28 protein-coding genes, 3 pseudogenes and 1 riboswitch are annotated in these 25,919 nt (G+C 55.0%); of the genes and pseudogenes, 12 read left to right on the plus strand and 19 right to left on the minus strand.

The genetic code is table 11. The annotated features are described in order from the left end of the window. Positions 1–22: 22 nt before the first annotated feature. The 3 genes and pseudogenes from DW937_RS13580 to DW937_RS13595 all read left to right on the plus strand — a co-directional run. Positions 23–379 carry a TnpV protein gene (locus DW937_RS13580; RefSeq protein WP_120121342.1) on the plus strand — a complete coding sequence of 119 codons (357 nt, stop codon included), beginning with the start codon at positions 23–25 and terminating at the stop codon, positions 377–379. Further along, the gene (locus tag DW937_RS15280; RefSeq protein WP_243111490.1) at positions 307–2,355 is read left to right on the plus strand and encodes a hypothetical protein; all 2,049 of its coding nucleotides are present in this window, start codon (positions 307–309) and stop codon (positions 2,353–2,355) included. The genes DW937_RS13580 and DW937_RS15280 overlap by 73 nt, the downstream gene beginning before the upstream one ends. 129 nt (positions 2,356–2,484) lie before the next feature. Beyond that, a pseudogene (locus DW937_RS13595) lies at positions 2,485–2,823 on the plus strand (relaxase/mobilization nuclease domain-containing protein); the annotation flags it as partial. A gap of 69 nt (positions 2,824–2,892) precedes the next feature. Here DW937_RS13595 and DW937_RS13600 read toward each other — a convergent pair. The 6 genes and pseudogenes from DW937_RS13600 to DW937_RS13625 form a co-directional block, all read right to left on the minus strand. Further along, a pseudogene (locus tag DW937_RS13600) lies at positions 2,893–3,411 on the minus strand (ATP-binding cassette domain-containing protein); the annotation flags it as partial. Further along, positions 3,411–3,683: a hypothetical protein gene (locus DW937_RS15285; RefSeq protein ID WP_243111494.1), complete on the minus strand. Its 273-nt coding sequence runs from the start codon at positions 3,681–3,683 to the stop codon at positions 3,411–3,413. The pseudogene DW937_RS13600 and the gene DW937_RS15285, both read right to left, overlap by 1 nt. Beyond that, positions 3,565–4,212 (minus strand): hypothetical protein, encoded by a 648-nt coding sequence (locus DW937_RS13605; protein ID WP_243111495.1) that lies wholly within the window; start codon positions 4,210–4,212, stop codon positions 3,565–3,567. Before DW937_RS13605 ends, DW937_RS15285 begins: the two co-directional genes overlap by 119 nt. Next, positions 4,213–4,611, minus strand: a complete 399-nt coding sequence (locus DW937_RS13610) for an ABC transporter permease subunit (RefSeq protein WP_243111491.1) — start codon at positions 4,609–4,611, stop codon at positions 4,213–4,215. A 290-nt stretch (positions 4,612–4,901) separates the two neighbouring features. Further along, a complete protein-coding gene (locus tag DW937_RS13620) occupies positions 4,902–5,414 on the minus strand; it encodes a ferritin (protein ID WP_097771446.1) in 513 nt (170 codons plus the stop codon). Then, positions 5,408–5,587, minus strand: coding sequence for a transcriptional repressor (locus tag DW937_RS13625; RefSeq protein ID WP_187357371.1), 180 nt, complete (start codon positions 5,585–5,587; stop codon positions 5,408–5,410). The genes DW937_RS13620 and DW937_RS13625 overlap by 7 nt, the downstream gene beginning before the upstream one ends. A gap of 196 nt (positions 5,588–5,783) precedes the next feature. On the opposite strand from DW937_RS13625, the gene DW937_RS15495 reads away from it, so the two are divergent. The 7 genes from DW937_RS15495 to DW937_RS13665 all read left to right on the plus strand — a co-directional run bounded on the left by DW937_RS15495 (position 5,784) and on the right by DW937_RS13665 (position 11,504). Next, entirely contained in the window at positions 5,784–6,542 is a 759-nt protein-coding gene (locus DW937_RS15495; protein ID WP_347561914.1) for a rhodanese-like domain-containing protein, read from the plus strand. Between the two features lie 373 nt (positions 6,543–6,915). After that, positions 6,916–7,030: riboswitch (FMN riboswitch) on the plus strand. 151 nt (positions 7,031–7,181) lie between these two features. Continuing rightward, positions 7,182–8,306 carry a bifunctional diaminohydroxyphosphoribosylaminopyrimidine deaminase/5-amino-6-(5-phosphoribosylamino)uracil reductase RibD gene (gene ribD / locus DW937_RS13640; protein WP_120121316.1) on the plus strand — a complete coding sequence of 375 codons (1,125 nt, stop codon included), beginning with the start codon at positions 7,182–7,184 and terminating at the stop codon, positions 8,304–8,306. Then, complete coding sequence (locus tag DW937_RS13645; RefSeq protein WP_165852942.1) at positions 8,270–8,911, plus strand: riboflavin synthase; 642 nt, start codon at positions 8,270–8,272, stop codon at positions 8,909–8,911. The genes ribD and DW937_RS13645 overlap by 37 nt, the downstream gene beginning before the upstream one ends. 12 nt (positions 8,912–8,923) lie before the next feature. Further along, positions 8,924–10,120 carry a bifunctional 3,4-dihydroxy-2-butanone-4-phosphate synthase/GTP cyclohydrolase II gene (locus tag DW937_RS13650; RefSeq protein WP_118526761.1) on the plus strand — a complete coding sequence of 399 codons (1,197 nt, stop codon included), beginning with the start codon at positions 8,924–8,926 and terminating at the stop codon, positions 10,118–10,120. A 21-nt stretch (positions 10,121–10,141) separates the two neighbouring features. Then, positions 10,142–10,618, plus strand: coding sequence for a 6,7-dimethyl-8-ribityllumazine synthase (ribE, locus tag DW937_RS13655; RefSeq protein WP_097801275.1), 477 nt, complete (start codon positions 10,142–10,144; stop codon positions 10,616–10,618). Between the two features lie 20 nt (positions 10,619–10,638). After that, positions 10,639–11,055, plus strand: a complete 417-nt coding sequence (locus DW937_RS13660) for a response regulator transcription factor (RefSeq protein ID WP_097777341.1) — start codon at positions 10,639–10,641, stop codon at positions 11,053–11,055. Further along, positions 11,052–11,504: a low molecular weight protein-tyrosine-phosphatase gene (locus tag DW937_RS13665; protein ID WP_120121318.1), complete on the plus strand. Its 453-nt coding sequence runs from the start codon at positions 11,052–11,054 to the stop codon at positions 11,502–11,504. Before DW937_RS13660 ends, DW937_RS13665 begins: the two co-directional genes overlap by 4 nt. 62 nt (positions 11,505–11,566) lie before the next feature. On the opposite strand, the gene DW937_RS13670 is transcribed toward DW937_RS13665, so the two are convergent. Continuing rightward, positions 11,567–11,857, minus strand: coding sequence for a 23S rRNA methyltransferase (locus DW937_RS13670; protein ID WP_097777343.1), 291 nt, complete (start codon positions 11,855–11,857; stop codon positions 11,567–11,569). A gap of 62 nt (positions 11,858–11,919) precedes the next feature. Here DW937_RS13670 and DW937_RS13675 point away from each other — a divergent pair, with 62 nt between their 5' ends. Beyond that, the gene (locus DW937_RS13675) at positions 11,920–12,186 is read left to right on the plus strand and encodes an Rrf2 family transcriptional regulator (RefSeq protein ID WP_120121346.1); all 267 of its coding nucleotides are present in this window, start codon (positions 11,920–11,922) and stop codon (positions 12,184–12,186) included. Positions 12,187–12,388: 202 nt separating this feature from the next. Here DW937_RS13675 and DW937_RS13680 read toward each other — a convergent pair whose 3' ends face one another. The 4 genes and pseudogenes from DW937_RS13680 to DW937_RS13695 all read right to left on the minus strand — a co-directional run. After that, positions 12,389–13,570, minus strand: a complete 1,182-nt coding sequence (locus DW937_RS13680; protein WP_120121321.1) for an MBL fold metallo-hydrolase — start codon at positions 13,568–13,570, stop codon at positions 12,389–12,391. Between the two features lie 19 nt (positions 13,571–13,589). Further along, positions 13,590–14,282 carry a DUF2249 domain-containing protein gene (locus tag DW937_RS13685; protein ID WP_097771453.1) on the minus strand — a complete coding sequence of 231 codons (693 nt, stop codon included), beginning with the start codon at positions 14,280–14,282 and terminating at the stop codon, positions 13,590–13,592. A 4-nt stretch (positions 14,283–14,286) separates the two neighbouring features. Further along, positions 14,287–14,544, minus strand: coding sequence for a DUF2249 domain-containing protein (locus DW937_RS13690; RefSeq protein WP_097771454.1), 258 nt, complete (start codon positions 14,542–14,544; stop codon positions 14,287–14,289). Positions 14,545–14,596: 52 nt separating this feature from the next. Further along, positions 14,597–14,746, minus strand: a pseudogene (locus DW937_RS13695) (ferredoxin); the annotation flags it as partial. Positions 14,747–14,849: 103 nt separating this feature from the next. Here DW937_RS13695 and DW937_RS13700 point away from each other — a divergent pair. Then, a complete protein-coding gene (locus DW937_RS13700) occupies positions 14,850–15,545 on the plus strand; it encodes a Crp/Fnr family transcriptional regulator (RefSeq protein ID WP_097771455.1) in 696 nt (231 codons plus the stop codon). Positions 15,546–15,855: 310 nt separating this feature from the next. Here the strand turns inward: DW937_RS13700 and trxB are convergent, their stop codons facing one another. The 8 genes from trxB to DW937_RS13740 form a co-directional block, all read right to left on the minus strand. After that, positions 15,856–16,785 (minus strand): thioredoxin-disulfide reductase, encoded by a 930-nt coding sequence (gene trxB, locus DW937_RS13705; protein WP_120121323.1) that lies wholly within the window; start codon positions 16,783–16,785, stop codon positions 15,856–15,858. A gap of 14 nt (positions 16,786–16,799) precedes the next feature. Then, the gene (locus DW937_RS13710; protein WP_097771457.1) at positions 16,800–17,123 is read right to left on the minus strand and encodes a thioredoxin family protein; all 324 of its coding nucleotides are present in this window, start codon (positions 17,121–17,123) and stop codon (positions 16,800–16,802) included. 223 nt (positions 17,124–17,346) lie between these two features. Continuing rightward, positions 17,347–18,210 carry a nitroreductase family protein gene (locus tag DW937_RS13715; protein ID WP_120121325.1) on the minus strand — a complete coding sequence of 288 codons (864 nt, stop codon included), beginning with the start codon at positions 18,208–18,210 and terminating at the stop codon, positions 17,347–17,349. Positions 18,211–18,244: 34 nt separating this feature from the next. Then, positions 18,245–19,288: a ribonucleotide-diphosphate reductase subunit beta gene (locus tag DW937_RS13720; RefSeq protein ID WP_005946381.1), complete on the minus strand. Its 1,044-nt coding sequence runs from the start codon at positions 19,286–19,288 to the stop codon at positions 18,245–18,247. 10 nt (positions 19,289–19,298) lie between these two features. Next, positions 19,299–21,815 carry a ribonucleoside-diphosphate reductase subunit alpha gene (locus tag DW937_RS13725; RefSeq protein ID WP_165852943.1) on the minus strand — a complete coding sequence of 839 codons (2,517 nt, stop codon included), beginning with the start codon at positions 21,813–21,815 and terminating at the stop codon, positions 19,299–19,301. 165 nt (positions 21,816–21,980) lie between these two features. Further along, the gene (locus tag DW937_RS13730) at positions 21,981–23,192 is read right to left on the minus strand and encodes an FprA family A-type flavoprotein (RefSeq protein WP_005946385.1); all 1,212 of its coding nucleotides are present in this window, start codon (positions 23,190–23,192) and stop codon (positions 21,981–21,983) included. Positions 23,193–23,215: 23 nt separating this feature from the next. Next, the gene (locus tag DW937_RS13735; RefSeq protein WP_120121330.1) at positions 23,216–25,129 is read right to left on the minus strand and encodes an acyl-CoA dehydrogenase family protein; all 1,914 of its coding nucleotides are present in this window, start codon (positions 25,127–25,129) and stop codon (positions 23,216–23,218) included. A 22-nt stretch (positions 25,130–25,151) separates the two neighbouring features. Then, positions 25,152–25,592 carry an Rrf2 family transcriptional regulator gene (locus DW937_RS13740; RefSeq protein WP_243111492.1) on the minus strand — a complete coding sequence of 147 codons (441 nt, stop codon included), beginning with the start codon at positions 25,590–25,592 and terminating at the stop codon, positions 25,152–25,154. Positions 25,593–25,919 lie beyond the last annotated feature (327 nt).

Consider the following 25,919-nt stretch of genomic DNA (forward strand, 5'->3'; position numbering starts at 1 on the left):
CGCAATGCAGAAAGGAGCCAATATGAATACGAACAGCAGGAACGTGACCTACTCGACCGTCGGGGATTACCTTCTCCCGAACCTGACCCTGAACCAGCCCCGGAAGCCGCTGGGCAAGTACGGCAGGCTGCGCCGGACGTACCTGATGAACCATCGCCCGGTGCTGTACAACTCGATGCTCCTGAACGGGAGCCTGTACCCGCATCTGATGGAGGTGGAGCAGACGGCAGAGAGCCGGATGCAGCAGACCATGGCGCAGTTGCTGAAACAGACCCCGGCCCCGGACAAGGAGCAGAATCAGATGGCGTGGGTGCAGCACATGAACAGCCTGAAAGCACAGGCCGAGGAACTGGTGCTGACGGAACTGATCTACAGCTAAGTTTTCTGGATGTTGCCATCCCCACCGAAGCCCAGCAAATCGAGAAAATCGACCAAGCGGAGAGCGAAAAAGCGCCCTCCGCTTTTTCGTTATCTCAAGCGGAAATTGAGAACGAACTGCGCAAGCACGGTTCGGGATTTATGGGCGGTAAACAGCGCATTATGGCTCTGTACCAGACCCAGCCCGACCGCACTCTCCGTGCCAAAGCGTTGGCAAAAGAGTACGGCATCGGTGGGCACTCCCACGATTTTTTGGACGGCAGTCGAGGCTTCGTCAACCACGACGGGAGAGGACTGGAATTTGACCATTACCCCGAACACAAGAAATTCACGTTAAGCTGGACGCAGGTGGAAAAGTATATCGACCTGATGATCCAGTCCGACCGCTACCTGACCGACAAGGAAAAGGAGCATTACACGCCCCCTGCGCCTGTCAATGCAAAGCCGGATGGTGCCCTAGATCGTGCCAAAAACCTGATTCGGGAGTTTTGTCAGGAGGAGTACGACTCCGAGCCGGACTTTTCTGATTTGTCCAAGATCGGCATTGCCTACACCAACGCCACCGATGAGGATATCCCCATTCAAGTTAATGTGGATTTGGTGGGATACCGTGTGGAGCGGTATCTGGGCGAAGTGCTGATCGACGAGCGGCAGTACGAAAGTCTGGAAGATCTGACCGAAACTGAACTGGAAGCTCTGGATTTCTCGGAATTGGTCAGTGTCACGGATGAAGAACTGGAGCACTACCACAGCAAGGCGGAGGAACGCCCGGCATTGCTGCCGCTGGATGCCGCCGCCGAGTACAACGCCCTGAAAGAGCAGCACCCGGATGCGCTGGTAGGCTTTGAGCAGAACGGACAGTTTGAGTTTTACGGTGAGGATGCCCGGAAGGTCTGCGAACTTCTGGGAGGAAAGTTTCTGGAAAAGGAAACGGCACTGGGAACCGTCCCGGTCATCAGCTTTCCCCGCGACCAGTGGGCATACCGTGCCAAACAACTGTGGCAGCGCGGCGAGACCGTCTATCTTGCCGGGCTGAACGAGGACGGCACCCACCACCAAACCAAGTATCTGCGCCGGGAAGATTATCTTCCGCTGGGAGTCACCGTCCACATGGAAGGGCGTGCCTTCCGGGTGGATACGGTAAACTTTGATAAGGACAGCGTTACCCTGCAGGATGTGGCACTGGCAGAAATGCGGATGCCGATTTTCCGGGAGGAACCGCTGGCTCTTGTCCGGGAGTTGTACGAGCAGGAACAGGAAGTGATGGAACACCCCCTACCCGATTACAAGGTCGGTGACAATGCTATCGTTGACCTTCCTACCCGAACCATCGAAGGGAAAATTGGCTATGTAGGTGAAACGGATGTTCGCATTGACACCAGCGCACAGGGACAGTCGTGGGATAACGAAGTAATCAATAAGCAACAATTCGAGGACGGTCTGCGGCAGGTCACGCCGGAGCTGACTGATGAAGAACTGGATGCGCTGCCCATTTCTGCCGTGATGGACGGAAAAGTGCAGACCTTCCCAGATGCCGCTGCCTTGGATAAAGCTCTGAATGCTGAACCTGCGCCGGAGCCTGCCGGGAACTTCCACATCACGGATGATGATTTGGGTATCGGAGGTCCTAAGCAGAAGTACGCGCGGAGCATTGAAGCCATCCGCACCCTGTTCAAGCTGGAAGAGGAGCACCGGGGTGCCACCGCCGAGGAGCAACAGGTGCTTTCGCAATATGTGGGCTGGGGCGGTCTGGCAGATGCCTTTGACCCCGGCAAAGATAGTTGGGCAAAAGAATATACGGAATTGAAGGGACTGCTTTCCGAGGACGAGTACGCCGCCGCACGTTCCAGTACTCTGAACGCCTACTATACCTCTCCGGTTGTGATTCGCTCCATTTATGATGCAGTCGAGAAAATGGGGTTTCAGTCTGGCAACATCTTGGAGCCGTCCATGGAAGCAATATCTCGCCTTAGATGAGATCGGCAACGAGCTGGAGTGCACCCGATATAAGGCAATGTATCTGGCAGGTGCTACCGATTACGAAAAATTATCCAAATGATCTCGATGCCGCCTCCGGGCGGCATTTTTTCTTTGCAATAGGGGGTGATGATGCTGGCAGCAACACGGCTGATTGCGCTGCACAAAAACAAGGGCATGACCGTTGCGGCCTGCCTGAAAAATCGCACAGACTATATTGAAAACCCGGACAAGACCGAGCAGGGACAGTTTGTCAGCAGCTATGCTTGCAGCGCCCTGACAGCAGATGAAGAATTTATGCTTACCAAGCGGCAGTATGATCTCGTAAACGGACGCAGGCAGAAAAGCGATGTGATCGCTTATCAGATACGGCAGTCCTTTCGTCCGGGGGAAATCACTGCAGAGGAAGCTAACAAGGTGGGCTACGAACTTGCCATGCGTTTTACCAAGGGCAAGTATACCTTTGTCTTTCATTTGCTCCCGCATGATGAGAAGCAGTAAATCTCTGTTTTCTTCATCCAATGCAGCGGTTGGTTCATCAGCTAAAACATAATCTGGTGACATCCCCAATAAAATTGCCGTAGCCACTCTCTGCAACATTCCGCCTGACAATTCAGATGGGTATGCGTCCAAAATCCGATCCGTGTCTTTTAGATTCACAGAAAACAGCTTTTCTTTCGCCAGGTCAGTTGCTTCGCTTGTATTCAAATGCAAACGATTAACAAAGGTTTCCTGCATCTGATAACCGATCTTTAACCGGCTGTCAAAGGCCGTCATGGGATTTTGTGGGATAAATCCAAGTTTCTTTCCACAAAGTTCACGATGTGATTTGCGGGAAAGATGTGATAAATCTATATCGTCCAACAAAATTTTCCCGGCATCAATATGACAGCTTGTGTGAAGCATCCCCAAAATGCTCCGCAGCAAAGTTGTTCTTCCAGAGCCGCTTTTACCTGTAAGTCCAATCACATGGCCTGCAGGAATTTCCATAGATATGTCTTTCAGAAGGTAGCGGCCTGACCGTTCCTTGACATCTAACTGTTCAATTTTTAACATCACTCTGCCTCCTTCGTTGTCAACTGCCTGCCAATGACGTTAAAGCAGAGTGTCGATAAAATTACCGCCCCTATTGGATAGAGAATCATGGTCGGGTGAAGAACCAAAGCACCCCTTGCGTCTAAAATCATACTTCCCCAATCTACTACATTATCACCCAGCCCTAATCCAATAAAGGAAAATCCGGTAATAGCCAGAATCATATCCGCACAGGAAAGGCACAGAAAGCGAATCATTTCGGCAATCAAATTCGGGAAAATATGAATCAGCATGATTCTGAGCTTTGATGCGCCGGAAGCGATTGCACACATGACATAGGCTTTTCCCATTTTCCATGTCGGTACGGGTACGAACCAGTTTTATGTATCTCAAAATGTAAGACACAGTGAGCGCGACAAGAGTAGTTTTCGCTCCGCTGCCCCAGGCTCCAATAAACACAATTAAATACGCAATCGGGGGGATGGCCGTAACAGCGTTAATCAGGCCATCAATAAGTGCATTTTCTTTCATAACGGCTCGGCTTGTCACCATTCCGATAACAGTGCCAAGCAGAAAAACAATAAGAGAGCCTCCTAATACAATCCCCAGCGTTGTCCAGCCACCATAAAGAATCCGTGACAGAATGCAGCGCCCTAAAACATCCGTACCAAACGGATATTCTGCGCTGGGATCAGCATATCTCTCCAACAAGTTTGATTTCATTGGATCGTTGGGTGCAAATAAAAATCCGGCAAAAAAGAAAATAATCACAAGGGTTGGAATGAAAATCGCACACCATTTCCGAAAACGCTTCGTTTTCATTTACGCCACCCCCTTTTTACGCCCGATTGCCCACTGCACCAAGTCAGCGACAATGTTGCAAAGAGCAATCGCCAGCGCCAGAAAAAACACCTCGGCGTGTATCATGGGAGTATCGCGATCAAGCACATGGTTTACAATCAGATAACCAAATCCCGGAATTGAAAAAATGGATTCAATCACCGTTGCGTTAGCCAGTGCCAAACCAATGCTTTGTAAAAAGTTTGGAACTAAACCCATCGCTGCCCGCGGAAAAAAATGGCACAGCAAAAGCCTTTTTTCCGAAAGCCCACGGCAACGGGCATAAAATGCGTAATCCTCGTTGCTTTCATGCTCCAGAGCATCCATCAGAAGCGGCGTATAGAAAGAAGCCCCGCATTGTGCCTCTCGGAAAGGATTCAAAGTGCCACTAAATTTTCCCTTGCAGGCATCTGTCCCGCCGCTCTCTGGCGTATTCCAGCAGTGCATTGCACGCCGGACAAAGCGCCTCGCCCCTTGTCCAATGCACGCCACAACAATACCGGCGCACCATGAGGGTAACGGTTTCGGTCTCCTTTTCCTTGTTCAAGTTCTGAAGTCCTTTCTGTTTTATACGCAGTTAGCACAATCTAACCGTCTGGTGGAAGAAAAGGCAGACCACCTGTATGCAGTCTGCCTTTTGCCTGATGCGAAAGCCCGCAGACGCGCGGGGCTTACAGCACCAGCGAGGGCGCGGTGTAGACCCGTGCCTTCAGCTCGCTGTTTAGCATATACAGCCCCTTGCTGTCACCGCCGAACAGCTCCATCTTGGTAATGAGGTCGGCGGCGTTCTTCTCCTCCTCGCCCTGTTCCTTGATGAACCAGTCCAGCGTCTGCATGGTACGGAAGTCCCTGACCTCGTGTGCGGCGGCGTAGATGGCATCGATGCTGGCGGTGACCAGCTTCTCGTGCTCCAGTGCCTTTTTCAGCGGGGTCATGTGATCGACTCGCTCCCACTCCGGCTTTGCGATAGCCTCAAAGGTGACGCCCTCGCCGTTATTCTGCAAATACTGATAAAACAGCATGGCGTGATCCCGTTCCTCCTGCGCCTGTACCCGGTACCAGTTCTCAAAGCCGTCCAGTCCGACGGCGGCGTAGTAGTTGGCAAAGTCCAGATACAGATAGGCGGAGTAGAACTCCTTATTGATCTGCTCGTTGAGCAGCTTAGATACGTTTGCGTTCATAATACTTCTCCTCCATAAGATTGTCTTTTTCCTGCTCCCGGCAGGGGGGGCAGATATACCGTACCCAGAGCGATGCTGGGATGCTCCCTTTTCATCTCCAGGAACACCTGCTCCGCCTTGGGATGCTGCTGCAGCTCCGTTACGGCGGCCAATATCTCCTCTGCGTATTTTGGCATACCGCCAACCCTCTAAATGCAAGAATGAGTCTTATTATTTTGCTTTTATTATACCTATATTTTTTTCTCTGTCAACAACCACAAAGGGCTTGTGCTCCAAAAGCTGCCTCGAAGTACCTTAACAGTTTTAACTGTATCTGTTATATTTCAATATAAACTGTATCAGCAGTAAACACAGTTGCATTGGAGGTTGATTATGCGTCAGATATTGCTTTTCGCGGCACTTGCCGCCGTGCTTGCACTGCTTCTGGTGAGCCGCGGGGGAACCAAGGACAAGCCGGTGCCGACAGAGGAGGACGCTCCCGGCAAGGCGGCGTATCATAAGATCAGCGCCGAGGAAGCCTATGAGATGATGATCCCGCAGGAGATCGTGGTGGTGGATGTCCGCACCCGGGAGGAATACGATGGCGGGCATATTGAAAACGCCGTCCTTGTGCCCAACGAGAGCATCGGGAGCGAAATGCCCGAGACGCTGCCCGATAAGGAGGCGACGCTGCTGATCTACTGCCGCAGCGGCCGCCGCAGCAAGGATGCTGCACAAAAGCTGCTGGCGCTGGGGTATCAGAGCGTCTGCGACTTCGACACGATCCTGATTGTCCAAACTCAATTCAAGGTCATGGTCGATGATGGGCAGCTTGAACCGGACGGACTTCAGCCACTGTCCATTAGGCTGGCGTTCCGGGCAGATCTGCACCTCGTCGATCAAAAATTCCACCAGTCTGCGGCGTTCCGCCTCGGTCATGGTGGCATAAAACTTGTCAAAGCAAATCAGGATCTTATAGATGTTGTCGCCTGTGATTTTGTCGGCTTCAATGGCCTGCTTCTTTGCCCGGGCATCCATCAGTCCATTTTCCACCTCTTCGATTTTATCGTACATCTTATAAAGGCGGTCGTCCGGGTCAAGGCTGTCGATCTCCTCCATAAGCCGGGATTTTGTGGAGTAGTGCTGCCGTAGCTGCTTCTCATAGGCGGCGATCTCCTGCTCAATGGCAGTGGTATCTACCTTCATGTGTAGACCTTGGTCTTTTCTGCTGCCATTTCCAGCACCTCCCATTCGTACCGTCTTGTTCGGAATAGACTTTGCAAGCAAAGTCGTGTGCCAAAGGGCGCTGCTCTCGCCTGTCGGCTCGGTCAAGCGCTTCAAAATGCAACGCATTTTGAGGTCGCCACTGGCGACCCGCGCCCCTTTGGATTCTCCGTTCACATTGTCCTACGGACGATGTGATTTTATTGTTGTAGCGATTCGCTTCATCCCGGTTTCGTCCCGGTTTGCAGAATGCCCTTGCAATCCGAAAGGAGCCGTGCTATAATGCCGCTGTAATTGAATCAGAAATCTTCAGGGCAGGGTGCAATTCCCTACCGGTGGTACAGCCCACGAGCCGTAAGGCATGATTCGGTGAAACTCCGAAGCCGACAGTACAGTCTGGATGAAAGAAGATACCAAGCGCAGAGCCCGCACGGTTCTCTGCTTGTGGAGGCTGCTCTGGGATGCGTTTGCATTCTGGAGCTTTCTTTTTTGCACAAGAGTCCCTTGTGTCTTTTCGGCTTGCCCTGAACGTTTTTGTTCAGGGCTTTTTCTTTTGGAGGCGACACGATGAACGACGAAGATTATATGCGTCTGGCTTTGCAGCTTGCAAAAAAGGGTTGCGGATGGACATCTCCCAACCCGATGGTGGGTGCCGTGGTCGTAAAAGAGGGCAGGACCATCGGACAGGGCTGGCACCAGAGATACGGTCAGGCTCATGCGGAGCGCAATGCGCTGGCATCCTGCACCGAAGATCCGCAGGGAGCGACCCTGTATGTGACATTGGAGCCGTGCTGCCATTACGGAAAGCAGCCGCCCTGCGTGGATGCGATTCTGGACGCGGGCATTCACCGGGTGGTCGTGGGTTCTGCTGACCCGAATCCGCTGGTGGCCGGAAAAGGAATTGCGTTCCTGCGCGCACACGGCATAGATGTGACCGAAAATGTTCTGCAAGAGGAATGCGATGCGCTGAACAAGGTATTCTTCCACTATATCACCACAAAACGCCCCTTCGTTTCCATGAAATACGCCATGACGATGGACGGAAAAATCGCCACATACACAGGCGCTTCCAAATGGATCACCGGGGAAATTGCCCGGAATCATGTTCAACGGCAGCGACACCGATTCCGCGGCATTATGGTGGGAGTCGGAACCATTCTGGCAGATGACCCGCTGCTGACCTGCCGGATAAAGGGTGGCCGTGATCCCGTCCGGATCATCTGTGATACACATTTGCGGACACCGCTGCAATCACAGGTAGTCACGACCGCCAAACAGGTCCCCACCATTCTTGCAACCTGCTGCGGCGACCCAGAGAAGCAGGCGGCATATCAACAGACCGGGTGCCGAGTCCTTTGTCTGGAAGAGCAATGCGGTCATGTGAATCTTCCGCAACTGATGGAACAGCTGGGGCAGGAGCAGATCGACAGCATTCTGCTGGAAGGCGGTGGGACCTTGAACTGGTCTGCACTGGAAAGCGGCATCGTGCAGCAGGTACAGGCTTACATCGCCCCGAAGCTGTTCGGAGGTAGGGATGCCAAAGCACCCATTGAGGGTGCAGGTGTTTCGTTTCCGGATGCTGCATTCCGCCTGAAGAACAGCCGATTGGAACAGCTTGGCAAAGATTTCCTGATCGAAAGTGAGGTGGAGTACCCGTGTTTACCGGAATCGTGGAAGAAGTCGGAACAATAAAATCCATCAATCGGGGACAGCATTCTGCCGTACTGACTGTTCATGCAAAAACGGTTCTGGAAGAAACCAGGATCGGTGACAGCATCGCCGTCAACGGCATCTGTCTGACCGTCAGGCAGCTCTTCCCGGATAGCTTTGCTGCGGATGTCATGCACGAGACCTTGAACCGCTCTGCGCTTGCGCAGCTCACCGTTGGAAGTGCTGTCAATCTGGAACGTGCCATGCCGGCCAACGGACGTTTTGGCGGACACATCGTAGCAGGCCATGTGGATGGGATCGGACGCATTGCCAACATCCGAAAGGACGATACCGCTGTCTGGTACACCATTCATGCGGATTCCGCGATCCTTCGCTATGTCGTCGAAAAGGGTTCCATCACAATAGACGGTATCAGCCTGACCGTGGCTGCGGTGGAGCCTACGGACTTTTCCGTGTCCACGATACCGCACACCGTCTGTCAGACGAACCTGAACCAGCGGCACAAAGGGGATTTTGTCAATCTGGAAACCGATGTTATCGGAAAATATATCGAGAAGCTGCTTCCATCAGAAGCACCGAAACAAAACACGCTCACAAAAGAAATACTGCTGCGCTGCGGCTTTTAAGGAGAGTTTAGGATGAACTTCAATACCATTCCCGAAGCTTTGCAAGACCTGAAACAAGGAAAAATCATTCTGGTAACGGATGACCCCGACCGTGAAAACGAGGGGGACTTCATCTGTGCTGCCGAATTTGCCACCACTGAAAACATCAACTTTATGGCGACCCACGGCAAAGGTCTGATCTGTATGCCGATGTCCGAGGCTTTCGTCCAGAAGCTGCAATTCCCGCAGATGGTGCAGCATAACACCGACAACCATGAAACGGCATTTACGGTGTCCATCGACCACGTTTCTACTTCTACGGGCATTTCTGCCGCAGAGCGTTCCATTACGGCGATGGCTTGTGTGGACGATCACGCAAAAGCAGAAGATTTCCGCAGACCGGGCCATATGTTCCCCCTTCTGGCAAAAAAGAACGGTGTGTTGGAGCGCAACGGTCACACGGAAGCAACCGTTGACCTGTGCCGTCTGGCAGGGCTGAAAGAATGCGGCCTGTGCTGCGAGATCATGCGGGAGGATGGCACGATGATGCGCACCGCTGAACTGGCAAAGCTGGCAGAGCGTTTCCAGATCAAATTCATCACCATCCGTGATTTACAGGAGTACCGCAAGTGTCACGATAAACTGGTCGATCAGGTGACGGCAGTGAACCTGCCCACCAAGTATGGCACCTTCAGAGCTTATGGTTTTGTGAGCCGCCTGAACGGAGAGCATCACATTGCACTGGTAAAAGGTGACATTGGCGATGGAAAGGATATTCTGTGCCGCGTCCACTCGGAATGCCTGACAGGAGATACATTTGGCTCTTTGCGTTGTGACTGCGGCCAGCAGCTGGCCGCTGCCATGACGCAGATCGAAAAAGAAGGCCGGGGTATCCTGCTCTATATGCGGCAGGAAGGCCGGGGCATCGGTCTGATCAACAAACTTCGTGCCTATGAACTTCAGGAGCAGGGCATGGATACGCTGGAAGCCAATCTCGCTCTGGGGTTCCATGGAGATGAACGGGAGTATTATCTCGGCGCACAGATCCTCCGGGAACTTGGCGTAAAAAGTCTGCGTCTGCTTACCAATAACCCGGATAAAGTATATCAGCTCTCCGAGTTTGGGCTGGAGATCTCCGAGCGCGTACCCATTCAGATGACGGCGACCCCGTATGACCTGTTTTACCTGAAAACGAAGCAGGCACGGATGGGACATCTTCTGGAATATTAACAACGAAAGAGGTATTTAAAAATGAAAACATTTGAAGGCAAGCTGGTTTCTCAGAACATCAAGGTCGGTATCGTAGCTGCCCGCTTCAACGAATTTATCACGTCCAAACTTCTGAGCGGAGCAATGGATGGTCTGTTCCGGCACGATGTGCAGGACGCTGATATTCATGTTGCATGGGTTCCGGGTGCTTTTGAGATCCCACTGGTCGCCTCTAAAATGGCAAAAAGCGGAAAGTATGATGCTGTGATCTGCCTTGGTGCAGTGATTCGCGGTTCTACCAGCCATTACGACTATGTGTGCAATGAGGTTTCCAAAGGCATTGCCACGGTCTCGCTGGAAAGCGGGGTTCCCGTCCTCTTTGGTGTTCTGACCACCGAAAACATCGAGCAGGCCATCGAGCGGGCAGGCACCAAAGCAGGTAATAAAGGCTATGACTGCGCGGTCAGTGCCATCGAGATGGTAAACCTGCTCCGGGAAATGGATACCGCCGCAGAGTAAAATACACGCAGGAGTTTGCCATGATCGTTATAAAAACCCGACAGCCTGACCCGGAATTGGAGCAGAAGATCCGGATGCTTCTGGAACGAGAGCACATCGAGGCAGAGCAAATATCCATTGATTCATGGGAGAAGTTGGTTCTTCCGGGGCTTACACTGGATGGAATGACCCACGAAGTGTCGTGCAACGGCAGAAAAGTCTCCCTTACACGACTGGAGTTCGATTTGCTGCTGATGCTTGCTTCCCACGAAGGACAAATCTTCTCAAAAGAAGAGCTTTTTCGTGCTGTGTGGGGACAAAACTGTAACGACACCTTAAAGGTCGTGGCAAATACCGTTTCCAATCTGCGAAAGAAGCTGGCCGGCTGCGGCAGCTTTATCCGCACCACCCACGGCGGCTATATTTTTGTAAGCCAAAAGGAGAACGACCCGGCATGACCAGGATCTTATTTGTTTGTCTCGGAAATATCTGCCGAAGCCCGATGGCCGAATCCATCATGAAAGATCTTGTGTCCAAGGCAGGTCTTTCCGAGCAATTTGAAATTGCGTCAGCCGCCACCAGTGCATGGGAAATCGGAAATCCGGTCTATCCTCCTGCACGGCAGAAGCTGGAAGAACATGGCATCGACTGCAACGGCAAGACCGCCCGGCAGATGACCCGGCTGGATTATGCACGGTATGATCATCTGATTGGCATGGACGAAAGTAATCTGTGCGACATCCTGCGGATTGTCGGCGGAGACCCACAGCATAAAGTCTCGCTGCTGATGGCGCATACGGATCATCCCTGTGAAGTGGCAGACCCATGGTTCACGGGAGATTTTGAAGCCACATGGCAGGATATACTGGAAGGATGCACGGCATTGCTTGAGGAACTGCGATCATAACAGATTATCATAAAAACGGACGGATGTCTGCCAGTTGACAGACATCCGTCTATTTTTTTATTTCAAATCATCTTAAAATACTTCAGTGCCTCCCGGATGGCTTTTTCCTTCTCCGGCGGGCACTTGAGCTGCTTGGGGTTCTCAGCCTTAGGCTTGTTGTAGTTTTGCCGCTCCTTGATGCCGCACTTGCGCTTGACCTGTGCAATATAGAGGTTGCTCACGTTCAGACCGGTGTGCTCCTTGACGTACTCCCGGATCTCTTCATAGGTAGCCTTGTTTTCCGCAGCAGTCACGTCCAACTCATCCATCTTCAGGTCTACCGTGATCTTCTGGTAGACATCTAGTTTGGACAAAGCGCATACCGTCTCGGCGGTGTCATCGACTGGCCCTACGAGCTTGTGAAGGAGGGATGATTGTGGACAGTTCTTTTAATCTGGCCGTCCATGCGCTGGTCTGCCTGAGCCACAGTGGACGCTCCCTCAGCAGCGAAGCGCTGGCGGAGAACATCTGCACCAATCCCACCTGCGTCCGCCGGGTGCAGGCGGTGCTGAAAAAGGCGGGAATAGTGGAGACCCGGGAGGGCTTGGACGGCGGCTATCCGGGAAACGCTGGCGCAGTGAGGGCGTGGCTATGGAGCAGATCTATGATACGCTTCCATGTAGCACACTTCGTGTCTCTTTAGAAACCGAGGGTAACGGTCAAAGCCATCCGTTTGCACCATGGTCAAAATGCAAAAAGCGCAGCCGCAGATATTCTCTGCGGCTGCGCTTCGATCCATTTTCAAAGCTTCGGCATCACTCAACGCCATATTGTTGTCTAAATAAATCAGCGACGATGTTTTGCTTTTGAGGCATCGGGCGGCCGGACGAAGCCAGACTCGCCGCCTACTCCGCGCAGAGCTCAGCCACCAGAGCGTCCATCTGCGCTTCGCTGGTTTGGTTCAATGCACCACGCAGAGACACTACCGTTTCGTAAAGGTGGATATCCTTCATCTCCTCCAGTTTGGTGCGCATCAGCCGCGCGGCAGCAGGTGCCCAAGAGCCGTTTTCAATAAGACCAACCCGGCGGTTCCGGAATCCCTTTGTCTGTAAATGTTCCAAAAACTCCTTCATGGGCGGAAACAGTCCTCCGTCATAGGTGGAGCAGGCCAACACCAGTTTCCCACAGTAGAATGCGCTGGTCACGGCATAGGAAAGGTCTGTTGCCGTCAGATCGCACATGGTGACTTGCGCACCTTTTCCCTCCAGCTTGCTCTTGAGGGCCTCCGATGCGTATGCGGTATTTCCATGGATGGACGCGTGGACGATCAGGATGCCCTCCGGTTCTTCCGGTTTCCATTGTGACCAGAGATCATAGAGCCGCAGATACTCTCCCAAGTCTTCTGTGAGCATGGGGCCATGGAGCGGGCAGATCGTTTTGATCTCCAGCGCGGAGATTTTTTTCAGCAGCGCCTGCACCTGTGCGCCATACTTTCCGACGATGTTGTAATAATACCGCCGGGCCTGCGGCACCCAGGGGGCACGGGCAGTCCGTTCCAGTGAACCGAAGCGGCCGAAGGCATCCGCCGAGAACAGGATCTTTTCCTCCTCTTCATACGCTGCCATCACCTCCGGCCAGTGTACCATCGGCGCCAGCAGAAAGCGCAGCCGGTGCAAGCCCAAGGAAAGCGTATCTCTTTCGCCAACCTCCAGCATACGGTCTTCCGACAATGCACCTGTGCCGAAGAACTGCTTGATCAGGGTAAATGTTTTCGCGTTTCCCACGATCTTCATCTCCGGGTACTTTTGTGCCAGTCGCATGAGGCTGCCGGAATGATCCGGCTCCATGTGTGTGACCACAAGATAGTCGGGGTTGCGCCCCTCCAACACCTGCGCTACATTGGAAAGCCATTCCTCCGCCGCCCGTGCATCCACGCTGTCCATCACGGCGATTTTCTCGTCCAGAATGACATAGGAGTTGTAGCTCACTCCCATAGGCTGGACGGGGTACTGGTTTTCAAAGAGTGCTAATGTGTTATCATCCACCCCTACATAGCGGATGGCATCTGTTACCGTTTGAATGGTCATAATACAAAACAACTCCTTATCATCTGTTCAAGACCTGCATCTCTGGGTTCTTCTCCCCGAATTTCTCGCGCAGCGCACTGCAGATATCCTCCCGGGACTTGCCCTGTTTCTCACCGTTTTTAATGAGCTTGTACGCCTGGAACAGCGCCGAGGGGCCGATCTCGCTGCTGAAAAAGCCGATGCCCTGATTCCATGCCAGCAGCTCGAACACGTCGTCCAACGCGGCACTCTCCACACCGTGGATATATGCCTTTACCAGCTCCCGCGCCGCCTGCCTCATCCGGCCCGCACCGACAGCGTTGGTCAGGGACAGCAGCAGCCGCGTTTCGTAGGGCAGTACGCGCTTCTCGCTCTGCCATGTGGTCTCCCAAAAATCCACGGCGATCTGCCCCAGCTTTTCATCGATCATGGGATAGTTCAAAAGAGCCAGCGGCTTGAAGGGAGCGGAGCTGTCGCCTTCCTTCTTCTCCACACGGCAGAACCAGACATGGAACTCCGCCTCACTCCGCCGCTCGGTGTGGTGCTCGTAGCCCAAGCCCTCCATGACAGCGTACAGTGGATGCGGCTCAAAGGTCTGGATGATGTGTAATCCTTCGCCCACCTCCAACGCCTCGGCTCTTTTCTTCAGCCCTTCAAAGAAGCTGCCCTGTATATGGCGCACATCCACGGTCTGAAACCCCTGCGCCTTATTCTTCCAGTTTTCGTAGCTCATGCGGTTATTCTCCTTTCTTCACTCGATAAAACCAGATGTGATATTCGCTGCCGCTCACCTTCTCCGTGTGATGCTCAAAGCCCATAAGGGCCAGCACCGGGTACAGGGGGACAGGCTCGAAGGTCTGGATGATATGCAGTCCTTCGCCGTTTTTCAGCGCGGCAGCCTTTGCCTTCAATGCGGGGAAGAAGTCCATCTTTTTGCCCCGCACGTCCATCACTTCAAATGTGCCGATTTTGTCCTTCCAGTTTTCATAACTCATAGTCTTTGCCTCTCTTGCAGAAAGCTCACGCCTCTTCGAAGGAATCCTTACCCACGCCGTCCAGCTTAGGACAGCCCACCAGGGTGATGTGTCCCTTGATGAACCGCTCGTGGAAAGCGGCGTAGGCGTAGGCGGTGCAGTCGGCGGCAATCAGGAGCCGTGCGCCGTCAAAATACGGGGCGTTTATCCTGATCGATTTCAATGATCCGTCGTTTCATGTTCGATCCTCCTGTTGCTTTTGTGCGTTCATTGTACTATACTAAGAGCAACAAGTCAGTTGAATTTTCAACGAAAGAGAACTTTTTATGAAAGAATTTTTTCCGGTACTTCATACGGCGGCGCTTTTCTCCGGCATTTCCGACGATGAGCTTGCCGTCATGCTCTCCTACCTTGGGGCGAGGATCGACACCTTCCCCAAAGGCTCACGCCTGCTCCGCGCCGGGGAGCAGGTGGAGGAGGTGGGTCTCGTGCTGGCGGGCAGCACCCTCATCGTGCAGGAGGATATCTGGGGAAACCGCAACATCCTCTCCAAGACCGGGCCGGGGCAGACCTTCGCGGAGGTATTCGCCTGCGCACCGGGAGCGGTACTGAACGTGAGCGTAGAGGCGGAGAGCGCGGTGACGGTGATGTTTCTGCATATAAGGCGCGTTTTGAGCGTGTGCCCCTCCGCCTGCTCCCACCATAGCCGGATCATCCGCAATCTGCTGGACGAACTGGCAGAGAAGAACCTGCGGCTCAACGAAAAGCTCACCCACATGGCCCAGCGCACGACGCGTGCAAAGCTGATGTCCTATTTTTCCGCCGAGGCCCAGCGGCGCAGCGTCTATGAGTTCGACATTCCGTTTTCAAGGCAGCAGCTTGCGGATTACCTCGGTGTGGAGCGCAGCGGGCTGTCTGTAGAGCTTGGAAAAATGCGGGATGAGGGCCTGCTCGACTTTCACAAAAGCCATTTCCTTCTCAAAACGCCGGAGACTGACCGTCCCTTTCCTTCTGCGCGTTAAGGAGCCCTCTTTGGGCGTATTGGCAAGTGCGGATAACCCCGTCAGCCACGGAGCGTCGGGGTTTTGCAGATGGAAGAAGCAGCTATACTACGCAAAAAAAAACACAGCCGCAGAGTACATCTGTGGCTGTGTTTTGTGTTCAGTTGCTTACTGTTGCGTGGACTGGATATGGAGAGACAACATATCTCCCGATCTTACATGGGTTTCTTATCTGCCATCACTCTGGCAGTTTGCCTTGCAGATATGTCGGCATCCCCACTGCGGTCGTATCCGGCCTGACCTTAAACATGGCTTTTTCAATCTACCTCCCTTATCGGTTTTCCGCGATATATTTCTCCGCCATGTGAACTGCCACCGCGCCGTCCGCCACGGCGGTGACCACCTGACGGAGGGGCTTCGTCCGCACGTCGCCCACGGCGTAAACGCCGGGAATACTGGTTTCCGTGGTCTCTCCGGCCACGATATAGCCGCCGCCGTCCAGCTCCAGTTGACCCACCGCCAGCGCCGTGGCGGGCTGTCGGCCCACGCTGACAAATACGCCGTCGCAGTCCACCACGCTTTCCTCACCGGTGACAGTGTCCCGCAGGCGGACGCCGGTCAGCCTGTCCCCGGAAAGCAGCGCGGAAACGACGCTGTTCCAACGGAATTCCACGTTTTCGGCCTGTGCCAGCGGCTCGTGATAGATCTTGGTGGCCCGCAGGGTGTCTCTGCGGTGGACGAGGATCACTTTTTTCGCCACGCGGCTGAGAAGGAGGGCATCTGCCGCGGCGGAATTGCCGCCGCCCACCACGACCACCGTTTTGCCCTTGTAAAACATCCCGTCGCAGGCGGCGCAGTAGGCCACGCCCCGGCCCAACAGCTCCGTCTCTCCGGCAACGCCCAGCGTTCTGGGGTCTGCGCCGGTGGCCAGCACCACGGTTTTCCCCCGGAAGATCCCCTCGCTGGTCTCCACGAGCTTGGGAACCGCCGTCAGATCCATGCGGAGGACTTCTGCGTATTCGCTGCGTACCCCAAAACGCTCCGCCTGCTTTTGCATCTTCTCCGCCAGAGAGAAGCCGTCGATCCCGTTCTCAAAGCCGGGGTAGTTGTCGATCTGCTCGGTCAGGGCCATCTGCCCACCGGCGGACAGTTTTTCCAGCACGATGGTGTCCAGCCCCGCCCGTGCCGCGTACAGGGCGGCGGTGTAGCCGCCCGGGCCGCCGCCCACCACGAGCATATCATAAACATGATTGTTGTTCATATCTGAACCCTCCGTTATTTCGCCAAGGCTTCCTGAATGAAACGGTCGATTTCTGCCTTTGAGCCGGGCGCGGTGATGGAATCCACGGCCTTTCCGTTCCGGTACAGCACCAGAGTTGGGATGTCCTCGATCCCCTCGGCCCCCGCCAGCCGCGGCTCCTCGTCAATGTTGATTTTGCCGACTGCAAGGCTGTCCGCGTATTCCTCTCCAATCTTCTCATACGCAGGGCCGATCTTCCGGCAATAGCTGCACCATGGCGCCCAGAAATCCACCAAAACAGGCTTTTCCTCCCGGATCAACTGCTTAAACTGCTCCTGATTCATATTCATAGCTGCCATATCTGTCAGCTCCTTTCCTTTGTTTGGGTGTTCTCAAGACTCCGGTCTCGCCCCACACCACATTGTGACCTCATCCTGAGATGACGGTAGCCATATAAAAAATACCTCCTATTTTCCTTACTCAGACTCTGACGGATAGGTTCTTCTTTTCTAATGAAACATACGCTCAACCGCGGATCGACGGTCGCGCATTTCACCGTTGCCTTGCTTCCCCCCAGAGTCGTTACATGTGGTACACCGCAGCGGAGCGAAGTCCTTCCGGCAGGCCGTCGGGCGCAGCAGGTGAAAGTTCCCAGCGTACCTGCCCCGCCCACTGGGAGGCGACGGCGGAGAAGTGGAGCATGACAATACCGAGATCCAATGCGGCATCCAAATTATCGGTGTAGGCATCCTCCTGCTGCACCAAATAGATGCTGTGATCCTGCACAAGGAAGCCATAGGGCTGACGGTTGAGATAGCTGGGGGAGAGCGAAGCGGCGTAGAAGGACTGCCAGAGCATATCGTCGTAGAAGTCCATCATCTCGTCAAGCCCAGACTTGTTGCTCCAGCTCCCCATGTGAACCAAATCGTGCACGCCCTTTTTGGGCGCGTAGTACTGCTGCTCGGCCCGCACATCGATCTGAGACATACTTAGGATATTCAGCCGCAGCTTTTTTGCGGTCTTTTCCCCGTAGCCAAAGGCAACGATTGCCGCCACCTCTAACGGGGTGGCGAGAGACAGTGCCTTTTTGATTTTGTCGCTGTCGGTGAAGGTCATCCAGCAGGTGTCAATGTCCAACTCAGTCAGCTTGAGGACGAGATCTTCCATCATGTAGCCGGCGTTGATGGCCGCATAGGAATGCGGGGCAGACATAAGGAGCAGGTAGTGCGGTGCTCCGATGAGAAATTGATTATAGCCCGCTGAGCTCTCCAGCGCCGGCTGTGCATCCTTGTCCAAGACGATCAACTCCGTTGCAATCTCCGGGACAAGACGGGGGCAGGTCTTTTCATAGTAGGATCTGAGCTGGCCGATAGCCTCGCTCGGAACTTCCTTTTCGCGGAATGCGTGAACGGATCTGCGATTTTGAATCATAGCGCTGTAATTCATAGTAATATCTCCTATTCTGATGTCTTTGGTTTTCTTATAAATCGTCTATCAGTGCGGTGCTCTTGGCGTAGGCGGTACTGCGTGCCTCAAAGAAATCGGTCTTGACCATGTTGGCGTCGGCGTACTGGCTGACCCATTCCATGCTCTCCGGTTCGCTCTCAAAGCCTGGATACAATGCGGGATAGCCAAGGCTCGTCCAGCGGAGGTTGCCGAGATAGCGGATGTAATCGCTGATCATCTGCCGGTTCAGCCCCGGGATGTCGTCGCCGATCACATAATGCCCCCATGCGATCTCCTGTTCCACGCCCTCACGCATCATCTCGCGCAGCGCTTGTACGCTCTCGGCGGTGAACAACTCCGGCTGCTCCTTTTGCAGCTCCGTGATGATATTGCGGAACAGCCACAAGTGCGTGTTCTCATCGCGGTTTATGTAGCGAATCTCCTGCGCTGAGCCGGGCATCTTCCCGTTTCGGGAGAGATTGTAGAAGAACATAAAGCCGCTGTAAAAATAGATGCCCTCCAAAATATAGTTTGCCATCATCACGCGCAGCAGCGTGGGAGCGTCCTTCCGCTCCTGAAACTCGTTGTAGCAGTCCCCAATGAAGGTGTTGCGGCGCAGCAGATGCTCGTCCGTTTTCCATTGGTAGAGGATGTCATTGCGCTCCACGGGGGAACAGATGGTGTCGAGCATATAGCTGTAGCTCTGTGAGTGGACACACTCCTGAAACGCCTGAATGGACAGGCAGAGATTGACCTCGTTGGCGGTAATGTAGGCGCCGATATTAGGCAGGTTCGCTGTCTGAATGGAATCCAAAAAGACAAGAAAACTCAGAATTTTATCGTAGGCGCTGCGCTCGGCTGACAGCAGGCGGGGATAGTCCTTCACATCCTGCGAGAGATTGATCTCCTCAGGGATCCAAAAGTTGTTCATGGCCTGCCGGTACCAGTCGCTGACCCAAGCGTACTTCATATTGTTGAAGTCATTGAGGTTGGTGGTATTGCCGCCGATCATGCGCCGCAGGCGCACATCAGGGTCGCCCTCCGGGTTAAAGAGGGGCTTTTTCTTCAGTTCCGTCATGCTATCCTCCTTATGACGAGCAGCTTTCGCAGGTCTCGACCTCAAGGGCCTTGCTGCGGACATAGTAAATGGTCTTGACGCCGGCCCTCCACGCCTCCAAATACAGTCTGAGCACCTGACGCATGGAATAGTCGTTGGTGATATAGAGATTCATGCTCTGCGCCTGGTCAATATGTCTCTGGCGAAGGCCCGCGGCGCGTACCGACCAGCTTTGGTCGATCAGATGCGCCGCCTTATAGCACCACCATGTATCCATAGAAAGCTCCGGAGCAACGCGGGGCAGCATGCTGCCCTTTTTTTCCTCTAAAAAGAATTTCTTCATAATTGGATCTATGCCCGCCGACGTGCCGGAGATGATAGATGTGCTGGAGGTCGGTGCGACCGCCAGCAGATAGGCGTTGCGCATTCCCTGCACCGCCACCGTTTTCGCAAGCGCCCGCCACTTTTCGGAGGTATAACCCCGCTTTTCAAAATACGCGCCAGTCTGCCAGTCGCTACCCTCAAAGAGCGCGTAACGACCCTTTTCCCGTGCCAGAGCTGTGTCCGCCTTGACGGCGGCGTAGTTGATGAGCTCGAACACTGCGTCGGTGAAGGCAAGGTGCTCATCGCTCTCCCAGCGGATGCCGCGCTTTGCCAGCATGTGGTGGTAGCCGCTGACGCCCAGGCCGATGCTGCGGTACTTCTGATTGGTAAGCCGCGCGTATTCCAACGGGTAGAAGTTGAGGTCGATCACATTATCCAGTGCGCGGATGGCCGTTTCCACCGTGCGTTCCATATAGGCCTCGTCCTCCACCGGCAGATTACCGAGAGACAGACTCGCCAGGTTGCAGACCACAAACTCACCTGGGCGTGTGGCCGTCACCACTATTGTGTCGCCGTTCTCCGTGTGCACCTCAGTGCTGATGTGCTCGATAGGCGCCATGTTCTGCGCGATCTCCGTACAGAGATTGGAGCAATAGATCATTCCCGTGTGACCGTTTGGGTTCATATGATTTACACTGTCGCGATTGAAAGCGAAGGGCGTGCCGGTCTCCACTGCCGAGCGAAGCACCAGCCGCACGATGTCCTTGACGGTGACGCTGCGCTTTTCGATGCGCGGGTCATTGACGCAGTCCAGATACCGCTTCTCCCATTCTGTACCCCAGTAATCCTCCAGTGCGTAGCCCTTGACCGTGAGGATCTCATGCGGACACATGAGATGCCACGGCGCGTCTATGTTCTCCTCCGCCAGTCGCCAGAAGAGATCCGGATAGCACACGGCGGGAAACACATCATGTGCCTTCATGCGGTCGTCGCCGTTGTTGGTGCGCAGTTGAAGGAATTCCGGCAGATCCCGGTGCCATGCGTCTAAGTAAACCGCCACAGCGCCCTGCCGCATCCCCAACTGATCCACCGCGACGGCGGTGTCGTTGACCAGCCGGATCCAGCGGATAACACCGCCCGCCGCCCCTTGAAAGCCGCGGATGGTGCTGCCTGCAGCGCGCACCTTACCGAAGTACATCCCCATTCCACCGCCGAATTTAGAGACCTTTGCGAAGTTGTCCAGCGAGCGGTAGATGCCGTCCAGACTGTCCGGCACAGTGTCCACAAAGCAGCTTGAAAGCTGATGGTAGGGCTTTCGTGCGTTGGACATGGTAGGTGTCGCCATCGTGACCTCCATACGGCTGAGCATATCGTAAAAGCGTTTTACCCACCCCATGCGGTCAGAGCCTTCGTTCATAGCAAGATGCAGCGCGATACCCAAAAACATCTCCTGCGGTGTTTCCAGCGGCACGCGGCTGCGTGACTGGATCACATAGCGTTTGAGCAGCAGGTCAAGGCCGGAGTAGGTGAACAGCTCGTCCCGTTCCGGGCAGAGAAAGTCCTCCGCCATGGCAATCTCCTCGTGGGTATAGTGGGCAAGGATATAGTCACCGTAGAGTCCCTTATCCGTCAGATAGCGAAGCTTGCCATAGAGGTCGCAGACGCCGCGCCCCTCCCATTCCTGTGCGTTGCGACAGCGAAAGGAGTGGTTCAGAAGCCGCGCCGCGATGAACTCCCACTTGGGTGCCTCTGCCGTAGTCAGCTCTACCGCTGCCTTGATCAGTGCCTCAGCCCGCTCATCCTCCGTCATGCCCGGGCGACAGAAACTCTCAAACTTCATTTGAAGCGCCGCGAGGGAGTAGCCTTTCTCGGTAAAATCCATCTGGATGCGGCGCAGCACCTCGTCAAGCGAGTCATCCCCCACCGTCCGCGCGATGGTATGCCGGACACGGCGCAGCGCAGACCGCTTTTCGCGGTAGAGGATGTACGCCTTGGCCACCTCATAGTGTCCGCGCTCCATGAGCGTTCGCTCCACCTCGTCCTGCACACGTTCCACGGTGAGCGGCACTGTGACGGAGAGATTGTTGAGAACGGTGGCGAGGATCTCATCCATCTCTCTGCTCCCGATCTCCTTGCCCTGTCCGTCAAACGCCTTTTTCATGGCGTTGAAAATTTTCTCCTGTTGAAAGGGAACAGACTCCCCGTTTCGTTTTCTGATCTCCATTTCGATCCTCTCATCTTCTCCGGTCACTTCTCATGTCCTTTTGAGCAAAGAGCGGGCAAGCGCAGTATCACGCTTGCCCGCTCTGTTTTTGAAAGCCGGTTTTTCTGCAGCCGACGCGGCGGGGCTGTTTGTTGTCTGTTGTCTTGGTTTTGGCTTTCCTGCCAGTTACTTCATAGATTCCAGAATAGCGTCCGCCAGTGCTTCCAGCTCAGTGCGCTTGTCCGTGCCCATGGACGAGGCGAGGCTGAGCCGCTCGTTGAGCACCGTCATGTTCTTAAGCTCATTGTTGACGAATTTCTGCATGAGGTCACCGGACTTCACCGCCCATGAGCCGTTTTCAATGATGGCAAAGGTGCGGTTTTGCAAATTCAGTGCCTTCATATCCATGAGGAAGTCATGCATGGCGGGGTAGATGCCGAGGTTGTAGGTCACAGAGGCCAGGACAATGTGACTGTACTTAAACGCCTCGGAGATCAGCTGGGAGACATGAGTGGAGGACACATCGTACATCGCCACCTTGCTCATGCCCTTATCGCAGAGCGACGTCGCCAGCGCCTGCGCCGCGTTCTCCGTGTTGCCGTACATAGAGGCGTAGACGATGAGCACGCCCTGGGTCTCAGGGGCATAGCGGCTCCATGTGTCGTACTTTTCGATGAACCAGCCCAGATCCTTGCGCCACACGGGGCCGTGGAGCGGGCAGATGTACTTGATCTGATCCAAAACGCCGCCGGCCTTTTTCAGCAGGAGCTGGATGTGGGGGCCGTACTTGCCCACGATGTTGGTGAGGTAGCGGCGGGCGTCGTCCAGCCAGTCCCGCTCGAAGTCCACCTCGTCGGCGAACAGCTTGCCGTCCAGCGCGCCGAAGGTGCCGAAGGCGTCGGCGGAAAAGAGGACGCCGTCGGTGACATCGAGGGTCACCATGGCCTCCGGCCAGTGAACCATAGGCGCGCCCACAAAGGTGACGGTGTGCTTGCCGAAGGAGAAGGTGTCGCCCTCCTTCACCTCGATGCACTCATGTCCGTCCACATGGAAGCCGAACTGCCGCATGAGCATGAATGCCTTCTCGTTGGAGATCAGTTTCACCTTGGGATGGCGCAGCAGGATCTCCTCGATGCAGGCGGCGTGATCCGGCTCCAGATGGTTGACCAGCAGGTAGTCCAGCTCGCGGCCATCCAGCACATACGCCAGATTTTCCAAAAGCTGGCGGCAGGCAGACCAGTCCACCGTGTCAAAGAGCACCGTCTTTTCATCCAGCAGGCAGTAGGCGTTGTAGCTTACGCCCCGGGGAATGGGAAAGCAGTTTTCAAACAGGGCCAGGCGATGGTCGTTGGCGCCCACCCAGTAGAGGTCGTTCGTTACTTTACGCACGCAATACATCTTATCTTGCCTCCTTCACGGCCTCAAGCCTTTACAAATTGATCCTTCGTCTCCGCGCACTCGGGACACACCCACTCGGCGGGAAGCTGCTCAAAGAGCGTACCGGGCGCGATCTCGCCGTCCTCGTCGCCCAACTCCGGCACATACTCGTAGCCGCAGCCGCTGCAGACGTAGCGGTCGCCGATGGGGGCGGGCTTCGGCGGCGTGGGCCGCTTCATCTTTACCATGGGCGGCGCGGGCAGCTTTTCGCCGTTATCCAGCGCGGCAGTGAGCAGGGGCAGGATCTCCTCCACATCGCCCACGATGCCGTAGTCGCAGTTCTTGAAGATAGGCGCGTTACCGTTCTTATTGATGGCCACGATGGTGGAGGCGTCCTTGATGCCCTTAAGGTGCTGGGATGCGCCAGAGATGCCGCAGGCGATGTACAGATTGCCGGTAAACTTCTGACCAGACATACCCACATAGCGGTTCAGCGGCAGATATTTGAGAGTCTCCGCCACAGGGCGGGAAGAACCGATGGCCGCGCCGGCGGCCTTGGCCAGCGACTCTACCAGTTTCATGTTCTTTTTCTCCCCGATGCCCTTGCCCGCGGAGACCACCCGCTCCGCCTGCGGGATGGGCGTATCCATAGGGATGCCCACGGAGAAGTCGTGACCATCCTTCTTCAGCGCCGCCACAAGGTCGGCCACCTGCTGGGCAGCGTCCCCCTCCCGGAAGATGGTCTTTTTGCGAATGCCGGTGATGGGCGCGGGTTTCTTGGCCGCCGAACGGCTCTCGCCGCCGGAGCTCTTGCCCAGCCTGCCCAACAGATGAGAGGCGATGACCACCCGCTGGATCTCGTTAGTGCCCTCGTAGAGGGTGGTGATCTTGGCGTCGCGGTAGGCCCGTTCCACCTCCATGCCCTTGAGGTAGCCGCTGCCGCCGTGGATCTGCAAGGCATCGTTGGTGACCTCCAGCGCGATGTCCGAGGCGTACATCTTCGCCATGGCGGACTCCATGCCGTAAGGCGCGTGCTGCTCCTTCAGCTCCGCCGCGGAGTAGATGAGGAACCGGGCGCAGCGCAGCTTGGTTGCCATATCCGCCAGCTTGAAGGCGATGCTCTGCTGGGCCGCGATGGGCTTGCCGAACTGGACGCGCTCCTTGGAATAGCTCAACGCGTGCTCAAACGCGCCCTGGGCGATGCCCAGCGCCTGCGCGGCGATGCCGATGCGTCCGCCGTCCAGTGTGGACATGGCAATCTTGAAGCCCTCGCCCTCCTTGCCCAATAGGTTTTCCTTGGGAACCTTCACGTTGTTGAAGATCAGCTCCGCCGTGGAAGAGGAGCGAATACCCATCTTGTCATAGTGGTCGCCGAACTCAAAGCCCTTCCAGCCCTTCTCCACGATGAAAGCGGAGATGCCCCGGGTGCCGATGTCCGGCGTGGTGACGGCGAAAACCACATAGGTGTCCGCCTTAGGGGCGTTGGTAATGAAGATCTTGCCGCCGTTGAGGAGGTAGTAGTCCCCCTTATCCAGCGCCGTGGTCTCCGTGCCGCCGGCGTCGGATCCGGCGTTGGTCTCCGTAAGGCCGAAGGCGCCGATCTTCTCGCCCTTGGCCAGCGGAACCAGATATTTCTTCTTCTGCTCCTCGGTGCCATAGGCGAAAATGGGCCATGAGCCGAGGGAGACGTGGGCGGAGAGGATTACGCCCGTGCCGCCGTCCACACGGGCCAGCTCCTCCACCGCGATGGCGTAGCTCAGAGCATCAAGACCGGCACCGCCGTACTCCTTGGGGTAGGGAATGCCCATCCAGCCCAGCTTACCCAGCTTCTTGACAGCCTCCTCGGGAAACTCATTGTTCTGATCCATTAAAAATGCGAGGGGCTTGATCTCCTCCTCCGCAAAACTCCGGATCTTCGCGCGCAGCTCTTCGTGCGCCGACGTGGTTTGAAACAGCATACGGGTACCTCCTTTTAAAATTTTACAGCTTGCTTGTATCTTGGGGATCGGATCCGCCGGTCAGCAGCCTGCGCAGGCTCACGGCACGGAACGCCTCGTCCTGCTTTTGCTGCAAGGCCGCCAGCTGACAGTGGATGGTGCACCGCCCATGCTTGTCCTGCCAGCGGCATTCATATCCCGGCTCCATGCAGGCGCACAGGATGCCCCGCTCCCCCACGACCCCCATGAGATCGTAGAGGGAGGTCGCGTCCAGATCGCAGGACAGCTCGCAGCCGCCGAGAGCGCCGCGGCTCACCCGCACCAAATTGCCGGCGGAGAGCTTGCGCAGAATCTGGTAGGCAAACTGATTGGGGATCAATTCCGTTTCCGACATCTCGGCCACCGAATGCTTCTCCCCGTCCAGCAGCACCCGCAAAATGCGCAGCGCGTAGTCCGTCTCTTTGGTGATGATCATGCTCCACATCCTCTTTTCGCTTGCTTGTTAATACCATAATATCAATCTTGATAAATTTTGTCAAGATAGTTTCAAAAAAATATCGCTTTATTACAGACCGCCCCAGCCCGGGTCAGCTTCGCTTTCCATTCAGCGAAAAGCCATGTTCCTTACAATTATAGAAGCCGAAAAAGCTGTGCCGTGGCAGTCCGCCGAAAGCAGAAAAGACTATGCCTGAAAACCAGAAAGCGGAGAAATTGGTTGGGGCTCGCAGGGGTCGCCCATCCAAGGCGGATGAGGCGATCCCTGACAAGCCTAAGCCATCCAACCGAAACAAGCAATAAAGTGCGTGCTTTT

The organism is Faecalibacterium sp. AM43-5AT (assembly GCF_003603345.1).
Classification (GTDB): Bacteria; Bacillota; Clostridia; order Oscillospirales; family Ruminococcaceae; genus Faecalibacterium; species Faecalibacterium taiwanense.

Coding starts and splice junctions, on each gene's coding strand:
- DW937_RS13580 (WP_120121342.1), top strand. CDS start 23: ATGAATACGAACAGCAGGAACGTGACCTACTCGACCGTCGGGGATTAC.
- DW937_RS15285 (WP_243111494.1), bottom strand. CDS start 3,683: ATGCTGATTCATATTTTCCCGAATTTGATTGCCGAAATGATTCGCTTT.
- DW937_RS13605 (WP_243111495.1), bottom strand. CDS start 4,212: ATGAAAACGAAGCGTTTTCGGAAATGGTGTGCGATTTTCATTCCAACC.
- DW937_RS13625 (WP_187357371.1), bottom strand. CDS start 5,587: ATGCCAAAATACGCAGAGGAGATATTGGCCGCCGTAACGGAGCTGCAG.
- DW937_RS15495 (WP_347561914.1), top strand. CDS start 5,784: ATGCGTCAGATATTGCTTTTCGCGGCACTTGCCGCCGTGCTTGCACTG.
- ribD (WP_120121316.1), top strand. CDS start 7,182: ATGAACGACGAAGATTATATGCGTCTGGCTTTGCAGCTTGCAAAAAAG.
- DW937_RS13650 (WP_118526761.1), top strand. CDS start 8,924: ATGAACTTCAATACCATTCCCGAAGCTTTGCAAGACCTGAAACAAGGA.
- ribE (WP_097801275.1), top strand. CDS start 10,142: ATGAAAACATTTGAAGGCAAGCTGGTTTCTCAGAACATCAAGGTCGGT.
- DW937_RS13660 (WP_097777341.1), top strand. CDS start 10,639: ATGATCGTTATAAAAACCCGACAGCCTGACCCGGAATTGGAGCAGAAG.
- DW937_RS13665 (WP_120121318.1), top strand. CDS start 11,052: ATGACCAGGATCTTATTTGTTTGTCTCGGAAATATCTGCCGAAGCCCG.
- DW937_RS13680 (WP_120121321.1), bottom strand. CDS start 13,570: ATGACCATTCAAACGGTAACAGATGCCATCCGCTATGTAGGGGTGGAT.
- DW937_RS13685 (WP_097771453.1), bottom strand. CDS start 14,282: ATGAGCTACGAAAACTGGAAGAATAAGGCGCAGGGGTTTCAGACCGTG.
- DW937_RS13690 (WP_097771454.1), bottom strand. CDS start 14,544: ATGAGTTATGAAAACTGGAAGGACAAAATCGGCACATTTGAAGTGATG.
- DW937_RS13700 (WP_097771455.1), top strand. CDS start 14,850: ATGAAAGAATTTTTTCCGGTACTTCATACGGCGGCGCTTTTCTCCGGC.
- trxB (WP_120121323.1), bottom strand. CDS start 16,785: ATGAACAACAATCATGTTTATGATATGCTCGTGGTGGGCGGCGGCCCG.
- DW937_RS13710 (WP_097771457.1), bottom strand. CDS start 17,123: ATGGCAGCTATGAATATGAATCAGGAGCAGTTTAAGCAGTTGATCCGG.
- DW937_RS13715 (WP_120121325.1), bottom strand. CDS start 18,210: ATGAATTACAGCGCTATGATTCAAAATCGCAGATCCGTTCACGCATTC.
- DW937_RS13720 (WP_005946381.1), bottom strand. CDS start 19,288: ATGACGGAACTGAAGAAAAAGCCCCTCTTTAACCCGGAGGGCGACCCT.
- DW937_RS13725 (WP_165852943.1), bottom strand. CDS start 21,815: ATGGAGATCAGAAAACGAAACGGGGAGTCTGTTCCCTTTCAACAGGAG.
- DW937_RS13730 (WP_005946385.1), bottom strand. CDS start 23,192: ATGTATTGCGTGCGTAAAGTAACGAACGACCTCTACTGGGTGGGCGCC.
- DW937_RS13735 (WP_120121330.1), bottom strand. CDS start 25,129: ATGCTGTTTCAAACCACGTCGGCGCACGAAGAGCTGCGCGCGAAGATC.
- DW937_RS13740 (WP_243111492.1), bottom strand. CDS start 25,592: ATGTGGAGCATGATCATCACCAAAGAGACGGACTACGCGCTGCGCATT.